Genomic DNA, 14,136 nt, shown 5'->3' on the forward strand with positions numbered 1-14,136 from the left:
TCGCCACATCGACCGGTCACGCGCCCCGCTCCATGTTCTTTCCATGGACAATGACGCGCGGATGATCCGCCTTCCTTCAACCAGGCATTAGCGCCTGGCCTCCGGAATGCCGGCCCGTCGGACGCCCTCGGAGTCATGGGTTCCGATCCCATGGCGGGAGGTCACCGCCATCCTGCCAGATACCCGGTGCGCACCACAACGGCATCTCGTGTGGCGGGTCAGGAGCGCGGCACGCCCCTCACCGCTTTCCATCACGCATTTGCGCCGCCATCGATGGTCAGGGCCGAGCCCGTCACGAACCGGCCCTGCGGCCCGGCCAGCCAGGCGACCAGCCCGGCAACGTCTTCCGGCGCGCCGAATTGCGGGATCGCCATCAGGCTGCGCTGGGCGTCGGCATATTCGCCGTCGGCCGGGTTCATGTCGGTGTCGGTGGAACCGGGATGCACGACATTGACGGTGATGCCGCGTGGGCCGAGATCGCGCGCAAGACCCTTGGTCAGCCCGACGAGAGCCGCCTTGCTCGCCGAATAGAGGCTGGTTCCGGGAGCCGGCACGCGTTCGGCGAGATTGCTGCCGATCGAGATGATCCGGCCGCCTTCGCTCATCACGGCCGCCGCGGCCTTGGAGGCGACGAAGGGCGCGCGGAAATTGACGGCCATGGTCTCGTCGAGGGCTTCGAGTGTCATCGTCTCGATCGGGCCGGCGTTATAGATGCCGGCGCTGTTGACCAGAATATCGAGACGTCCGAACTCCCTGACGGCAGCCGCAACCGCCGCGTCGACTTCGGCTGCATCGAGATTGTCAGCCTTGATCGCGAAGCCGCGCCGGCCCAATGCTTCGATCTGCTTCACCACAGCGCTGGCTTTATCGGCGGACCGCGCATAGGTCAGCGCGACATCCGCGCCTGCGCGCGCCAGCCTCATGGCGATCGCTGCACCTATGCCGCGGCTGCCGCCGGTCACAAGCGCCGCCTTGCCCTGAAGTTCGCCGGCATCATTGTTTGAATTGCTGTCGTGCATCGTTTTTCACCATTTTGTATCAATCGATACACATATTGGTGGCAGGCTTGCCGTGCTCCGTCAAGCCATTTATGTAATGGTCATGACAGAAAGCATTCCAACAAGCTCGAAAGGCCGGCCGCGAGGCTTCGACCGCGCTGCGGCGCTGCGGCAGGCGATGCGGCTGTTCTGGGCCAAGGGTTATGACGGCGCCTCGCTGGCGGACCTGACGGCGGCGATGGGCATAAACCCGCCCAGCCTCTACGCCGCGTTCGGCAGCAAGGAAGCGCTGTTTCGCGAGGCGACCGATTTGTACAGCGAGGAGGAGGGCGTCGAAATCTGGCGCAGCCTGCATCAGTCGGCGACGGCGAGGCAGGCGGTGGAGGGCTTTTTGCGCGAATCGGCGGCCGCCTTTTCACGCGCCGGCGACCCGCCGGGCTGCCTGATCGTGCTCGGCGCGCTCAATGCCAACGGCAATAACGCCGCCATCTGCGAGGATCTTCGGCAAAGGCGGGAGGCGAACGTCGCCGAGCTCAGGACGCGGCTGGAGGCCGCGGTGCGGGAAGGTGAGTTGCCGGCGGGCATCGATTGCGAAGCGATCGCGGTGTTCTACGTGACGGTCCAGCAGGGCATGTCGATCCAGGCGCGCGACGGAGCTTCGCACGCCAGGCTGCTTGCGGCGGCCGACGGCGCCATTGCCGCCTGGGACGCACTGACGGTGGGAGCGCCGGCCAGGAACGACGCGTAGGGCGGATGCAAGCCGCTCTAAACGTCAGTCGTTCACCCGCTGCATCAGCGCTATCGCGCCGTGCGGTGCGCGCACCTTGCCGGACGTGATGAAATAGATGAACACGTCGCGCGGCTTGGCCGGAGCATCGCTCGACGGGTCGGCGCGCGACAGATCTTCCGGCGTTCCGCCCTCGGCCCAGATTTTCGCCCGCGCAGCCCATGCGTCGAGCGCGCTCGGCTTGTAGCAGGTCTCGACCTCGTCCTCGCCGGTCTGCAGCCGGGCATAGACGAAATCGCCGGTGACGTCTGCGATGGCCGGATATTTTTCGTGGTCGGCATAGACGAGGGTGACGTTGTGCTCTCGCAGGAGCGCGACGAACTCCGGCACGGCGAAGGACGGGTTGCGGACTTCCACCGCGTGGCGCAGCGGCACGCCATCTTGCTTTTCGGGCAAAAGCTTCAGGAAGGCGCCGAAATCGTCGGCGTCGAATTTTTTGGTCGGGGCGAACTGCCATAGGATTGGGCCGAGCTTGTCGCCGAGTTCGGAGACTCCCGAGCCCAGGAAGCGTTCGACGGACTCACCGGCTTCCGCCAGAACCCTGCGGTTCGTAGCGAAGCGTATTGCCTTCAGCGAGAAGATGAATCCGTCCGGGGCTTCGCTCGCCCATTTGGCGAAGGTGGCCGGCTTGAACGTCGAATAATAGGTGCCGTTGACCTCGATTGTCGGCACCTGACGGCTGGCGTACTGGAGTTGCTTCGCCTTCGACAGTTTCTCGGGATAGAAGGAGGTGTCCCACGGCTCGAAGGTCCAGCCGCCCATGCCGGCGCGGATTTTTCCAGAATTGGTCATAGGTCAAGCTCCGATTGTACGCAGTTTACCTGCGAGCCGACTTATCGCGCCCGAGGGCAGTGGATGTCCACATAGCCCGCGGCCGAACTGCCATGCTCCTGACAGTTGTTGTCCGGCGACGCTGGAACCGGTCGAGCCCCACATCTCGTTTCCGGTCTGTTAAGCATGACTCGCTGCGAGCGGGAACCCGCTTTTGCAGTTTCCGGTTCAAGGACATGACAGCAATTCTGTCTTTCAGGAGACCGGCATGTTCAAGCGCGGCATTTTCCGTGCAGCTTCCGTAGTCATTCTCGCCGGAGCGGCGATATCAGGAGCTTCGCCGGCTGCTGCCGGCGACTGGCGCCATCATCGCGCGGTCGAAATTGTCCGATACGATGACGCGTATGGCTTGCCCTGGTACCGCCAGCATCCCTGGCTGGGGACCGGACCCGGCCACTACTACAGCTATCACCCCGACCACGTGCCGAGCTATCCCGATCCACTGAGAGGTTATCCCGTGCCCATCTACGACGTGAATCACCGGGTTTCCGCGCCTGTTGTCCGGACCTATCGCGTCGTCTCAGGTGCGCATGTCGAGTGGTGCACTGCTCGCTACCGCTCATACGATGCCCCTACGGACACCTACCAGCCCTATCACGGGCCTCGCAGACTTTGCCGGTCACCGTTCCGCTGAGCCCGTCGCTTCTGGCGCGGGTTGCATCGAGAGGGAAGAGGAGGACCGTTGGGGATTTATTCGTCGATTTGCAGGGCGTTCCGAAGATAATGAGAGTCTTCGCCCGGCGGCTACTGCGGGATGTCGCGGTGGCTCGGCGGCACCGCAAAAGTCTCTTCCTCGCGAACCGAGGCGACGCCGTCCATCTGCTGCACCCGCTGGATCACGGAATCGTCGGAGACGGCGCCGACGATGGTTCTCATGCCGCGCATGACGCGCTCTACGCGTACACCGCATTCCCGCACTGCTGTCGCTACGGAATCCAGACGGTGCTGTTCGTCGACAAGCACCATCACATTCTTGGTCGGCATATCTCGTCCTCTCGCGTCGCCGTGCGCACATGATATAGGCGAAGCGGCCAGCAAGTCCATCGACACTGCTTCACGGCGCGATCACCAGCCCCGAGCCGACATCGCGCGCCGGATGGCCGATATTGCGCGCGCCATGCTCCAGCGCCGTCCACAGCGCCTTGCCGCGCAGGCTTTTGTCGGACTGCGCCAAAAGGGCGGCGATGCCTGCGACATGCGGCGTCGCCATCGAGGTGCCGGAAAACCGGTCATATATGCGCGGCATCGGCACTGTGGAAAGCACGTCGACTCCCGGCCCGGCGACGTTCACCTCGCCACCGGCCGGGTTGACGCCGCCGCACGAGAAATTCGCGACCTTCATCTTCGCGTCGATCGCCGCGACCGCCATGATCGAGGCGGCATTGGCCGGCGAGGTGACCGGCCTGATGGAATTGTACTGCCGCCAGCTTTCATTGCCCGCCGCCGCGATTATCAGCGATCCGTTCTCAAGCGCGTATTCGCCGGCGCGCTCGTAGAACGGGTCCGGCGGCTCGCCCGGCTGCACGGCGCGTCCGAGCGACATCGAAATGATTTCGCATTTGCTTTCGACCGCCCACTCGATGCCGGCAAGTATCCAGCGCTCGGTGCCGGAGCCGGCATTGTTCAGGACCTTGCCGGCATGGATTTCCGCCTCGTAGGCTATTCCGTAGCGGACCTGCTCGGCCGGCGAGAGCGGCCCGCAGGCCGTGCCGATGCAATGGGTGCCGTGGCCCTGGACGTCCTGGACATCCTCGTCCGGAACGAAGCTTTTCGAGACGATGCTGCGCCCGGCAAAGTCCGGATGAGTGAGATCAAGTCCCGTGTCCAGCACCGCGACCTTTATGCCGGCGCCGGAAAAGGTCGACCGGTCCGCGCCAGTGGCGGTGAGCCCCCACGTTGCCGACACCTGCTCTGTGACCGGCAAGAATGATGGCGCGGCAATGCCGCCCGGAGGCAGCAGCTCGCGCAGTGCGGGGTCCGCCAGAAGCGAGAGGCCGTCGCGCACCCAGGCGGCGTAGCGCTCGTCCCATCCGGCGAATACATACATCCAGAATTCCGGACGTACCTCGATGACCTCCTTGCGGGCGCGCAGCATCGTTGCAGCAACCGATATGCCGTCGCCCTCGGGAGCCTTTATTACCGCGATGCCGAGACGATCGAGGCTGAGCGCGCCTGCCTCAGCGAAAGCTTCCGCGAAATCAGCACCGGGAGCCCGGAAGTCGCGAGAATGCACGACCTTGGCGCCTACGACGTTGGAGATCAGCCTTTCGATCTCCTTCGGCTTCCGATTCGGCTGGAATATCACCAGCATGTTGCCGGTGGGCTGAGGCGGCGGCGACGCTGCGATATTGTCCATTCGATCTCTCCGGCCTGCGATCACGGCGAGTATGCAGGCGAAAATGCGCAATTAAAACGCGCAATTTTGGAAAGGCAGGTTGCGCGCCCGCGGTCCGGCTCCCTATTCCGCCGCTTCCGCTTTCCGCCCCGGCCTTCTCCATCTCGACCTCCGTTGCAAGGGATGGCCGCGAAAATGCGATTGCCGGGCGCGCTTGTCCACCCGGTGAGCGACGGCTCCTGACAGGTGAAGGGAGTAGGGAATAGCGAATAGGAAGTAGGGCAGGAGAGTGACGCGCGAAAGCGCGCGCGGCAATGCAATGCCGCGTTCCGCTTTTCCCAGCAGCAGCGGGGTTGGGTCATGACGTGTCGGGGTACTGCAAAGCGTAGAGGGCCAGCGCATGGGCGTGAGCCAGGATTTCATCGACCTCGCGGACGTTGCGGGGTGCATTTCTTCCTTGCGCGCGTGCGGCGTCGCGGTAGGCGGATGGATCGAAACGGGTGAGACGGCCGCCCGGCGGACGTCCTCTTCGCAGCGGCGAGATGCGCCGGATACGGCCGGGAGTGTTTCCACGCGTGTTGCGCGCCTGCCAGCGGGCAAAGCGTTTTGCCTGCCCCGGCAGGTCGTCGAGCGCGGCGGCCAGCGCGGCGAGGCGGAGGCCGAGGCGCGTGGCGTCGACCGGGTCGTCGGGGGATGGCGGCGGCGGGAGGGGAAACGGCTCGACGACGCCGGGAAACAGGATGCGCGGGGCGGCGTGTGCGGGGACAGTGCGGCGGCCCTTTGACCCGTTCGACCCTTCGACAAGCTCAGGGCTCATGACGCGCCGCGGCGGATCGAACAGCGGCAGGCATAGGGTACGCGGGCGGGCGGCACGGGCGACGGCGGTTCGCCTGGCCGCGGCGTCGCGTGCAAGATCGGCGGGAGACATCACGACGGCGATGCCGAAGCGGCGCAATAGGGGCTCTACCGCTATAGGATTCGGCCTGGGTTTTCGCCGTGGCGGCAGGGGCGCGACCAGACCGCGCGCGGCCGCGATGATCAGCCGCCGCGCGGCGGCTTCGGCCGGACGCAGCAGCCGCAATATGGCGAGCCGAAGATGGCGGGGCAGGGTTCTTCGAGGCTCCCCTTCGACAAGCTCAGGATCGGCTGGCACCTCAGGATGAGGACCGAGCCCGGCCATGGCGACAAGGCAGGCCAGGATGCGCTTCAGCGCCTCGAGATTTATGTTTATCGCTGCCGTTCCGTCCATCGCCGCCTTCTTTCAAGGCGGTGGGATTAAAGGGCGGGTTGGAGGGGCGTGGATGAAAGAAGTCAAAAAAGCTTTGCAGGAGAGTACGATATCGCCTCGCGAAGGACGGCATACATAGCCGCCGTCATCCTCGGGCTTGTCCCGAGATCCGCCGCCAAGGGAATTTGCTCAAGAAGCAATTGGCTCTGCCTCCTCCCGAGTGCGCAGATCCTCGGGACAAGCCCGAGGATGACTATCCGCGATATAGGCAGCGCTCAGCAGCGATTCGACCGGATGCTTGCGGCTCAGGCGGTGGTCGAGAGGCTGACGCTGGTGTCGAAGGACAGGTGGCTGAGGGAATTGGGCGCGGAGACGGTGTGGGGATAGGCGCAAGAGGACAATGCTGCCCCGCCGCCGGCGAGAGCGGCCAGTCAGCCCTTAAACCAAGCGAGCAACGAGCTGAGCCAAGTCCAAATTGGAATTGTCGCCTGATCTCCATGAGGCTCTAAAGCAACGATCTTTTGGATTGCATCATTGCGAAGGTAAGCGACCGTCCCTTCGTTTTCAGAAAGGAAGGCGCTTGTTTCAGCGAACCGCACCAGAAGCGCGGCGGTGGCACAGGTGCCATCACTTAGACAGATTTTGTGCTTCGGGAGGGAGCGACCGTCTATCCTCAAAATCGGACCTGCCGTTGCAATATAGCCGCCCACGAAGTGAATCACCCCTATAGCCATAACAAATGCGAGCATTATCATCCAGCGCGGGATCAGGTCGCGACGAGCACGTTCAACTGTGATGTTGAATAGGAAAACCGGGCCGAGCATTAACGAACATATAACGAAGTTTGCACCCAGCGACGGCGGCACGGACAGGAACCCGACGAAAAACAGCAGCACGGCAAACCGCAATCCAACCTTGCTCGCGCGGTAACCTGGAACAATAGGATTAGGCTTGTCGCCCCAGCCCTGAACAGACCGAAAGAAAATAAACCCCGCGAAGATGGCAATCGCGAGCGGGGCGCGTTTGACTGCCTCCACGCCAATATCCGATACGGTGAGGAACTCGGCACCTAGCGCGCCAAGGCCATATGCCTTGCCTGTCAGCGAAGCCGCTCCAAGCAGCAAGGCGACGGCCGCAACGCCCGCACTAACCTGCGGTATCGACCGGAGTATCGGCAGCAATGCGTCCTGTTCAGCAGCCTTTACACCTTCCGTTGCTGGGTCGTTCATGGACATCACCCGAGAAAAAGGCCTTCGCTGCGTGGACACCATTCACGCTCGCGCCAGCTGCGACGATGCACATCAGAGCACTAGCGCCACAGGAACCAAAAGGGAACATGTCTTGTCGCCCAGCGACAATTGATGCATGATGTTGAACATGAATCGCAACCCCCCTACGCCTGAGAGCAAGACCGATAAACCTGCCGCCCATGAGGCGCCAGCTGCCGAGGAAGATGGCGGCACGTTCACGTTCTTTCCTATTGCCTCATTAGAAGATAAGAACAACTACAAGCAGTATTACTTTATCTTCCCTGATGGAAAGATACAGAAACGCGTTTTCCTCGATACGGTTGATGATCGTCATCGCGAGCTGCTCATTTGCATTCACTACATAATGTGGTCGGCGAAATATTTTTTGAAAGAAGGAGACGGGATCAATATCGTTGATCGTGACTGCCCGTGGGATTTCGAACTGTCGGTGAATGACAAAGACAATTTCTTTGTCGAAATCACTGCTATCGCGGACAATAAGACGCTGCACGTCATAAACAAGCGCGAGCAGCGGGTGGCGTCAGTTCGGCACAAAGAAGCGATAACGCTACGCGAACTCAAGAAGCTGAACGAAATGTTCCCGAACAGCGAGACCGATGAAGAGATTGCTCGTTACCAACACGCGGGATTGACCAACGATCACAAGGTGGCGAACCCATGGTTCGGCACAGGAAAGCAGCTATTCACCAGCTTTCTGCCGCCGCCGGATAAGTCGCTGAGCGAGATCATTCGGTCGGCAATTCAAAACAAGACGGGGAAGGGCCATGAGGGAAAGGAGCGGACTGTTTTAATTCTCGACAACCGCACCAGCCTCTATGACGGGAAGGACGTGCTTGCCGCATCAGAGGAGTTGGGTGAGTTCTTGGCGGCCTCTCCGTTTCGGGAAATATGGTTCTACACCGGTTTTTTCTCAGACAATGACGGGCAAAACTCTGAGTTCAGTTATATTGCTGTCAAGCTACCCCCGGATCAGGAGCGTCGGTTCTTGGAAACGGCGGCAAAGCGAGTCCCTGATAAACGGGGGCGTTATCTGATGACCCTCTGATGCGGAGCTATAGTCACAACCGTACGGTTGTGCAGGTGACGCATCAGCTACGCCTGAGCAATAAGTACCCAAGAACCTCGGTATAGGAAGCTGTTCGGTACCTCTGCATCCTCGTGCGCACCTCGAAAGCTCATCAATCCGTGTCTGACCGCTTGAAACCAGTTGTATCCATCCTTGTACTTAGCGGCCGCGTCGGTTGCCGTCCGCTCGGCTTCGTCAGAGGAAAATTCTCGCTCGATGTGCTGGATGTGCCGGTACACTGCGACCCATATTCTCCTGCTCTTGTACAGATCAGAGAGCTTTCCTCTCCTCAAACCGGATGTCACCGACTCCCAAATCTCCCCGTCACCAAGGTAAGTTGCGACGTGGCTGAATGGCCCTTGTGTGGTCCAAGCTATTAGCCTGCTCAAGATATCAACTTCCCTTGCGATGAAGATCGTATCCATCGGGCGCGCCGTAACAAGAAGGTCGCTCCAAGCTCGATCGAACTCGGAATCAGACACATAAGTCGGGCGGCATGGAAACAAGTGGCCCCACTCGAAAGGCTGGAGGTTGCCTTGCAGCAACGCCTTTTCACCTGCTTCGAAATGATCGTGAAGCTTGACGTGGTTCAAGAAAAAGCGTGCGATTCGGTCGCGATGGTCGTCGTAGGGATTTGAGCGAAAATGCAGTTCAGGCATTTTCAACAACGCTTCCCAAGGAACTCGGGTCACGCGCGATCGACGGCGAGCGAGTGCGCCGTGCTCGTCAACGATGATCGCCCACTGATTGCATCCCGTTTCGTCGACAGGTCTTTGGCACTGCCGGTCAAAGTACAAGGCAATATCGGCGGGGCCAAGCTCTGGTATTTGCGGGTCTGACGATTCCGTGATCACTCCGCCGCCTGTGCCCTTTTCCCCGGCCGACGTCCCAGCAGCTCCTTGAGGAACTGCCCCGTGTAGCTCCGCGGCTCGGCGGCGATTGCTTCCGGCCGGCCGGCCGCCACCAGCTCGCCGCCGCCGTCGCCGCCCTCCGGGCCGAGGTCGAGCACCCAGTCCGCGGTCTTGATCACCTCCAGATTGTGCTCGATGACGACCACCGTATTGCCCTGGTCGACGAGTTCGTGCAGCACTTCAAGAAGTTTCGCCACATCGTGGAAATGCAAGCCGGTTGTCGGCTCGTCAAGGATGTAGAGCGTCTTGCCGGTCGCCTTGCGCGACAATTCCTTGGCGAGCTTGATGCGCTGCGCCTCGCCGCCGGAGAGCGTGTTTGCCTGCTGGCCGACATGGATATAGCCGAGGCCGACCTTGGCCAGCGTCTCCAGCTTGTCGCGCACGCCGGGCACCGCGGCGAAGAACTCGACGCCTTCCTCGACGGTCATTTCCAGCACGTCGGCGATCGACTTGCCCTTGAAGGTCACGTCCAGCGTCTCGCGGTTGTAGCGCTTGCCGTGGCAGACGTCGCAGGTCACGAAGACGTCGGGCAGGAAGTGCATCTCGATCTTGATCAGGCCATCGCCCTGGCAGGCCTCGCAGCGCCCGCCCTTGACGTTGAAGGAGAAGCGGCCGGGCTGGTAGCCGCGCGCCTTGGCTTCCGGCAGGCCCGCGAACCAGTCGCGGATCGGCGTGAAGGCGCCGGTATAGGTCGCCGGGTTCGAGCGCGGGGTCCTCCCAATGGGCGACTGATCGATGTCGATGACCTTGTCGAGGAATTCGAGCCCCTCGATGCGGTCGTGGTCGGCCGGATGCTCTCTGCTGCCCATGATGCGGCGCGACGCCGCCTTGAACAGCGTCTCGATCAGGAAGGTCGACTTGCCGCCGCCTGAAACGCCGGTGACGGCCGTAAACGTGCCGAGCGGGATTTCGGCGGTTACGTTCTTCAGATTGTTGCCGCGCGCGCCGACGATTTTTATCCGGCGGTTCTTTTTCAGTTCGCGCCGTGAAGGCGGTGTTGGGATTTCCAGTTCGCCGGTCAGATATTTGCCGGTGATCGAGTTCGGATTGGCCATCACCTCGGCCGGGGTGCCCTGGGCGATGATCTCGCCGCCATGGATGCCGGCGGCCGGGCCGATGTCCACGACATAATCGGCGGTCAGGATCGCATCCTCGTCATGCTCGACGACGATGACGGTGTTGCCGAGATCGCGAAGGTGCTTGAGCGTATCGAGCAGCCGCTGGTTGTCGCGCTGGTGCAGGCCGATCGACGGCTCGTCGAGCACGTAAAGCACGCCGGTCAGTCCCGATCCGATCTGCGAGGCCAGACGGATGCGCTGGCTCTCGCCGCCCGACAGCGAGCCGGAATTGCGCGACATTGTGAGATAGTCGAGGCCGACATCATTGAGGAAGCGCAGGCGCTCGCGGATCTCCTTGAGCACGCGCACGGCGATCTCGTTCTGCTTGGCGTTGAGCGCGGCGGGCAGCTCCGCGAACCAGGAATTGGCCTTGCGGATCGACATTTCCGAAACCTGGCCGATATGGAGGCCGGCAATCTTCACCGCCAGCGTCTCCGGCTTGAGGCGATAGCCGTTGCAGGCCGGGCAGGGGCTGGCCGACATGAAGCGCTCGATCTCCTCGCGCATCCAGGCGGATTCGGTTTCCTTCCAGCGGCGCTCGAGATTGGGAATGACGCCCTCGAACGTCTTGGTCGTCTTGTAGGAGCGCAGGCCGTCATCATAGTCGAAGGTGATCTGGCGCTCGCCGGTGCCGTTGAGCACGGCGTCCTTCGCCTCGTCCGTCAGATCCTTGAACTTGTCGCCGAGCTTGAAGCCGTAGACCTTGCCCAGCGCGTCCAGCGTCTGCGAGTAATAGGGCGAGGTCGATTTCGCCCACGGGCTGACCGCGCCGTTGCGCAGCGTGACGTTCTCGTCGGGAACGACAAGGCTGGCGTCGATGGCGCGCTGGCTGCCGAGCCCGTCGCAGGCCGGGCAGGCGCCGAACGGGTTGTTGAACGAAAACAGCCGGGGCTCGATTTCCGGAATGGTGAAACCGGAAACCGGGCAGGCGAATTTTTCGGAGAACAGGAGGCGCTCATGCGTGTCGTTCTTCGATTTGTTGGCGGAGTCCTCGGAAGTCTCGCTGGCAGGCAGCGGCTTGTCGGCGAATTCGGCCACGCATAGCCCTTCGGCCAGCTTCAGCGCCGTCTCGATGGAGTCGGCAAGCCGCGAGGCAAGGTCGCCGCGCACCACGATGCGGTCGACCACGACGTCGATGTCGTGCTTGTATTTCTTGTCGAGGGCCGGCGCGTCGGCGATCTCGTAGAACTGGCCGTCTATCTTGACGCGCTGAAAGCCCTTCTTCTGCAGTTCGGCCAGTTCCTTGCGGTACTCGCCTTTGCGGCCGCGCACGATGGGCGCCATGATGTAGAGCCGCGTGCCTTCCTCCAGCGCCAGCACCCGGTCGACCATCTGGCTGACAGTCTGGCTTTCGATCGGCAGGCCGGTTGCCGGCGAATAGGGCACGCCCACGCGCGCGAAAAGCAGGCGCATATAGTCGTAGATCTCGGTGACGGTGCCGACCGTAGAACGCGGATTGCGCGACGTGGTCTTCTGCTCGATGGAAATGGCAGGCGACAGGCCGTCGATCTGGTCGACGTCCGGCTTCTGCATCATCTCCAGGAACTGGCGCGCATAGGCCGACAGGCTCTCGACATAGCGGCGCTGGCCCTCGGCATAGATCGTGTCGAAGGCGAGCGAGGATTTGCCCGAGCCGGACAGGCCGGTCATCACGACCAGCGAGTCGCGCGGCAGGTCGAGATCGATATTCTTCAGATTGTGTTCGCGTGCGCCGCGAACGGAAAGATATTTGTGATCGGCCATGCCGGTCCGCCGCCTCAATCAAAAATGTTTCGGAGTGGCTGGTTGTCCGGCCATCCCGTCATGTAGGTATTCTTGCCGCTCATTCGAGGGCAGCCAGTTCCCTCGTGTCAGGAGGGTTTAGCCGCCTTTGCCGTGGTGGGGCAAGCGAAAAGAACAAAGGGGAAACAGGCTCCTGACAAAGTTGTGGCGGAGCTGTGGCGGGACCTGCGATCACATTTTTTGTAACCGGCAACTGCGCGGGTTGACGTAGCGGAATGAGGGGTGCACCATGCGATCCGTCAGCCGGAGCCGAGCGTCTACGAGATGCTCTTCGCTGGCATTCGGCCCGTCTGCGAGACGCCGCAGGCAAGCGGATAGGCGCGCCGGCAGGCACAGGATTAACGGATATAGGAGTGAGGCATGACTCCACCGGACAGTTCCGAAAGGCTCCACTAAGGTGTGGAGCCGCAGCAGGCAAAAGTGCCTGAGTTCGCTCGGCAGACTTTGACCCGCTGATCCCTTCACAATCAGAGACTACCAGTCGGATCGTCGGCTGAACGCCGCGTTGCATCCGAAATCAAAACTGGTCGAGGACGACCAGTAGAACGGGCAGAGACCCAAAAAAGGCCCTGCGAGCTTCCGACGAAGCGGCAGGGCCGAATTTTTGGCGGATATGGTCTTGTGGACCGGTTCCGAAAGCTATCGACCGGTGCGCGGCGCAAATGTCCCGATATCGATGGTGACGCTGCCCGATATCTTCACGTCCCAGTCGCCGATGCGGACAAAACCGTTGGCGTCGGCTTGGGGCGTCCCGGTGAGAGACTCGCCGACAGGCCTGATGCGCGTCTGGCCAACCGCCTTGCCGTCGACGCCGGGAAGTCCGGACGGGGTACGCTCCTCCGCCTGGAGCGCGGGAATGGCGGCTGAAAGCATGACGGCCGCGAGCGCCACGGCATAGGTGTTTCGTTGCGGCTTCCGATGGTTCATCCCGGCATCATAGAAGCGCTGCCGGAAAAACGCCAAATTCGCTTCGGCGATTAAATAGATTCCGGGAATGACGAACGTTTCATCGAGAGGCTTTGCACTTGCGCGGCGCATGGCGGCATGTTAGGAACAAAGAGCGAACAAAACTATTTGTGGACAGCAGGCCTTTTTGAGGTGCGGGCGGCGCATGTCGGAGCGCCGATCGGCTAGAGTGCGGCCTGTTTTGGTTTCGGATGAGCGCGGAGCGGTGTCATGGCGGGTAGCGTCAATAAAGTCATTCTGGTTGGTAATCTTGGCGCGGACCCGGAAATCCGGCGGCTGAACTCGGGCGATCCGGTCGTCAACATCCGTGTCGCGACCTCGGAAACCTGGCGCGACAAGAATTCCGGCGAGCGCAAGGAAAAGACCGAGTGGCATAATGTCGTGATCTTCAACGACAACCTCGCAAAGGTGGCCGAGCAATATCTGAAGAAGGGCATGAAGGTCTATGTCGAGGGTCAGCTGCAGACCCGCAAATGGCAGGACCAGAGCGGCCAGGACCGCTACACGACGGAAATCGTGCTGCAGAAATTCCGCGGTGAGCTGCAGATGCTCGACGCGCGCGGCGGCGGTGAGGGCGGCCAGGTCGGCTATGGCGGCGGCCAGGGACGCAGCGGCGGTTCCGATTTCGGCCAGTCGGGGCCGACCGACGTTTCGCGCGGCGGCGGCAGCCGGGGCGGCGGTGGATCACCTCGCGACCTCGACGACGAGATTCCCTTCTGAGGATAGCGGAGTCCTTCGTCGCCGGCGGCATAGGCTGTGTGAAATGGCAGGTCTACCGCCGGTCGCAGCAGCGCGGCCTCTCCGCCGCGGCCCCTCGGCATCGACTGGCTGAAAGCTTGACCG

Annotated in this window: 14 protein-coding genes; 5 read left to right on the forward strand and 9 right to left on the reverse strand. The window is 62.0% G+C overall.

Translation table 11 applies throughout. From position 1 onward, the window contains the following. Positions 1 to 251 precede the first annotated feature (251 nt). Complete coding sequence (locus ABVK50_RS10125; RefSeq protein ID WP_353641694.1) at positions 252 to 1,019, reverse strand: SDR family oxidoreductase; 768 nt, start codon at positions 1,017 to 1,019, stop codon at positions 252 to 254. 76 nt (positions 1,020 to 1,095) lie between these two features. On the opposite strand from ABVK50_RS10125, the gene ABVK50_RS10130 reads away from it, so the two are divergent. Next, complete coding sequence (locus ABVK50_RS10130) at positions 1,096 to 1,746, forward strand: TetR/AcrR family transcriptional regulator (RefSeq protein WP_353641693.1); 651 nt, start codon at positions 1,096 to 1,098, stop codon at positions 1,744 to 1,746. A 24-nt stretch (positions 1,747 to 1,770) separates the two neighbouring features. Here the strand turns inward: ABVK50_RS10130 and ABVK50_RS10135 are convergent, their stop codons facing one another. Next, positions 1,771 to 2,577, reverse strand: a complete 807-nt coding sequence (locus tag ABVK50_RS10135; protein WP_353641692.1) for a DUF72 domain-containing protein — start codon at positions 2,575 to 2,577, stop codon at positions 1,771 to 1,773. Positions 2,578 to 2,824: 247 nt separating this feature from the next. Between ABVK50_RS10135 and ABVK50_RS10140 the strand changes: the two genes are divergently transcribed. After that, the gene (locus ABVK50_RS10140; RefSeq protein ID WP_353641691.1) at positions 2,825 to 3,250 is read left to right on the forward strand and encodes a BA14K family protein; all 426 of its coding nucleotides are present in this window, start codon (positions 2,825 to 2,827) and stop codon (positions 3,248 to 3,250) included. A 110-nt stretch (positions 3,251 to 3,360) separates the two neighbouring features. Here the strand turns inward: ABVK50_RS10140 and ABVK50_RS10145 are convergent, their stop codons facing one another. From ABVK50_RS10145 to ABVK50_RS10155, 3 genes are all read right to left on the reverse strand, one after another. After that, entirely contained in the window at positions 3,361 to 3,600 is a 240-nt protein-coding gene (locus tag ABVK50_RS10145; RefSeq protein ID WP_353641690.1) for a hypothetical protein, read from the reverse strand. Between the two features lie 70 nt (positions 3,601 to 3,670). Beyond that, on the reverse strand, positions 3,671 to 4,972 hold the full coding sequence (locus ABVK50_RS10150) for a S8 family serine peptidase (protein WP_353641689.1): 1,302 nt from the start codon (positions 4,970 to 4,972) through the stop codon (positions 3,671 to 3,673). 337 nt (positions 4,973 to 5,309) lie between these two features. Further along, positions 5,310 to 6,200, reverse strand: coding sequence for a hypothetical protein (locus ABVK50_RS10155; RefSeq protein ID WP_353641688.1), 891 nt, complete (start codon positions 6,198 to 6,200; stop codon positions 5,310 to 5,312). Between the two features lie 228 nt (positions 6,201 to 6,428). On the opposite strand from ABVK50_RS10155, the gene ABVK50_RS10160 reads away from it, so the two are divergent. Further along, positions 6,429 to 6,566 (forward strand): hypothetical protein, encoded by a 138-nt coding sequence (locus ABVK50_RS10160; RefSeq protein ID WP_353641687.1) that lies wholly within the window; start codon positions 6,429 to 6,431, stop codon positions 6,564 to 6,566. Positions 6,567 to 6,610: 44 nt separating this feature from the next. Here the strand turns inward: ABVK50_RS10160 and ABVK50_RS10165 are convergent, their stop codons facing one another. Beyond that, the gene (locus ABVK50_RS10165; RefSeq protein WP_353641686.1) at positions 6,611 to 7,408 is read right to left on the reverse strand and encodes a hypothetical protein; all 798 of its coding nucleotides are present in this window, start codon (positions 7,406 to 7,408) and stop codon (positions 6,611 to 6,613) included. A 148-nt stretch (positions 7,409 to 7,556) separates the two neighbouring features. On the opposite strand from ABVK50_RS10165, the gene ABVK50_RS10170 reads away from it, so the two are divergent. Continuing rightward, complete coding sequence (locus ABVK50_RS10170; RefSeq protein ID WP_353641685.1) at positions 7,557 to 8,495, forward strand: hypothetical protein; 939 nt, start codon at positions 7,557 to 7,559, stop codon at positions 8,493 to 8,495. A gap of 47 nt (positions 8,496 to 8,542) precedes the next feature. Here ABVK50_RS10170 and ABVK50_RS10175 read toward each other — a convergent pair whose 3' ends face one another. The 3 genes from ABVK50_RS10175 to ABVK50_RS10185 all read right to left on the reverse strand — a co-directional run bounded on the left by ABVK50_RS10175 (position 8,543) and on the right by ABVK50_RS10185 (position 13,254). Further along, positions 8,543 to 9,370 (reverse strand): hypothetical protein, encoded by an 828-nt coding sequence (locus ABVK50_RS10175; protein ID WP_353641684.1) that lies wholly within the window; start codon positions 9,368 to 9,370, stop codon positions 8,543 to 8,545. Next, on the reverse strand, positions 9,367 to 12,288 hold the full coding sequence (gene uvrA, locus ABVK50_RS10180; RefSeq protein WP_353641683.1) for an excinuclease ABC subunit UvrA: 2,922 nt from the start codon (positions 12,286 to 12,288) through the stop codon (positions 9,367 to 9,369). Before uvrA ends, ABVK50_RS10175 begins: the two co-directional genes overlap by 4 nt. A 678-nt stretch (positions 12,289 to 12,966) precedes the next feature. After that, complete coding sequence (locus tag ABVK50_RS10185; RefSeq protein ID WP_353641682.1) at positions 12,967 to 13,254, reverse strand: hypothetical protein; 288 nt, start codon at positions 13,252 to 13,254, stop codon at positions 12,967 to 12,969. Between the two features lie 249 nt (positions 13,255 to 13,503). On the opposite strand from ABVK50_RS10185, the gene ABVK50_RS10190 reads away from it, so the two are divergent. After that, on the forward strand, positions 13,504 to 14,013 hold the full coding sequence (locus ABVK50_RS10190; RefSeq protein WP_353641681.1) for a single-stranded DNA-binding protein: 510 nt from the start codon (positions 13,504 to 13,506) through the stop codon (positions 14,011 to 14,013). Positions 14,014 to 14,136: the final 123 nt, after the last annotated feature.

The organism is Mesorhizobium sp. WSM2240 (assembly GCF_040438645.1).
Lineage (GTDB): Bacteria > Pseudomonadota > Alphaproteobacteria > Rhizobiales > Rhizobiaceae > Allomesorhizobium.

Excerpts from the sequence above, each read along its gene's own strand:
- ABVK50_RS10125 (WP_353641694.1), bottom strand. The coding sequence starts at position 1,019 with ATGCACGACAGCAATTCAAACAATGATGCCGGCGAACTTCAGGGCAAG.
- ABVK50_RS10130 (WP_353641693.1), top strand. The coding sequence starts at position 1,096 with ATGGTCATGACAGAAAGCATTCCAACAAGCTCGAAAGGCCGGCCGCGA.
- ABVK50_RS10135 (WP_353641692.1), bottom strand. The coding sequence starts at position 2,577 with ATGACCAATTCTGGAAAAATCCGCGCCGGCATGGGCGGCTGGACCTTC.
- ABVK50_RS10140 (WP_353641691.1), top strand. The coding sequence starts at position 2,825 with ATGTTCAAGCGCGGCATTTTCCGTGCAGCTTCCGTAGTCATTCTCGCC.
- ABVK50_RS10145 (WP_353641690.1), bottom strand. The coding sequence starts at position 3,600 with ATGCCGACCAAGAATGTGATGGTGCTTGTCGACGAACAGCACCGTCTG.
- ABVK50_RS10150 (WP_353641689.1), bottom strand. The coding sequence starts at position 4,972 with ATGGACAATATCGCAGCGTCGCCGCCGCCTCAGCCCACCGGCAACATG.
- ABVK50_RS10155 (WP_353641688.1), bottom strand. The coding sequence starts at position 6,200 with ATGGACGGAACGGCAGCGATAAACATAAATCTCGAGGCGCTGAAGCGC.
- ABVK50_RS10160 (WP_353641687.1), top strand. The coding sequence starts at position 6,429 with ATGACTATCCGCGATATAGGCAGCGCTCAGCAGCGATTCGACCGGATG.
- ABVK50_RS10165 (WP_353641686.1), bottom strand. The coding sequence starts at position 7,408 with ATGAACGACCCAGCAACGGAAGGTGTAAAGGCTGCTGAACAGGACGCA.
- ABVK50_RS10170 (WP_353641685.1), top strand. The coding sequence starts at position 7,557 with ATGAATCGCAACCCCCCTACGCCTGAGAGCAAGACCGATAAACCTGCC.
- uvrA (WP_353641683.1), bottom strand. The coding sequence starts at position 12,288 with ATGGCCGATCACAAATATCTTTCCGTTCGCGGCGCACGCGAACACAAT.
- ABVK50_RS10185 (WP_353641682.1), bottom strand. The coding sequence starts at position 13,254 with ATGAACCATCGGAAGCCGCAACGAAACACCTATGCCGTGGCGCTCGCG.
- ABVK50_RS10190 (WP_353641681.1), top strand. The coding sequence starts at position 13,504 with ATGGCGGGTAGCGTCAATAAAGTCATTCTGGTTGGTAATCTTGGCGCG.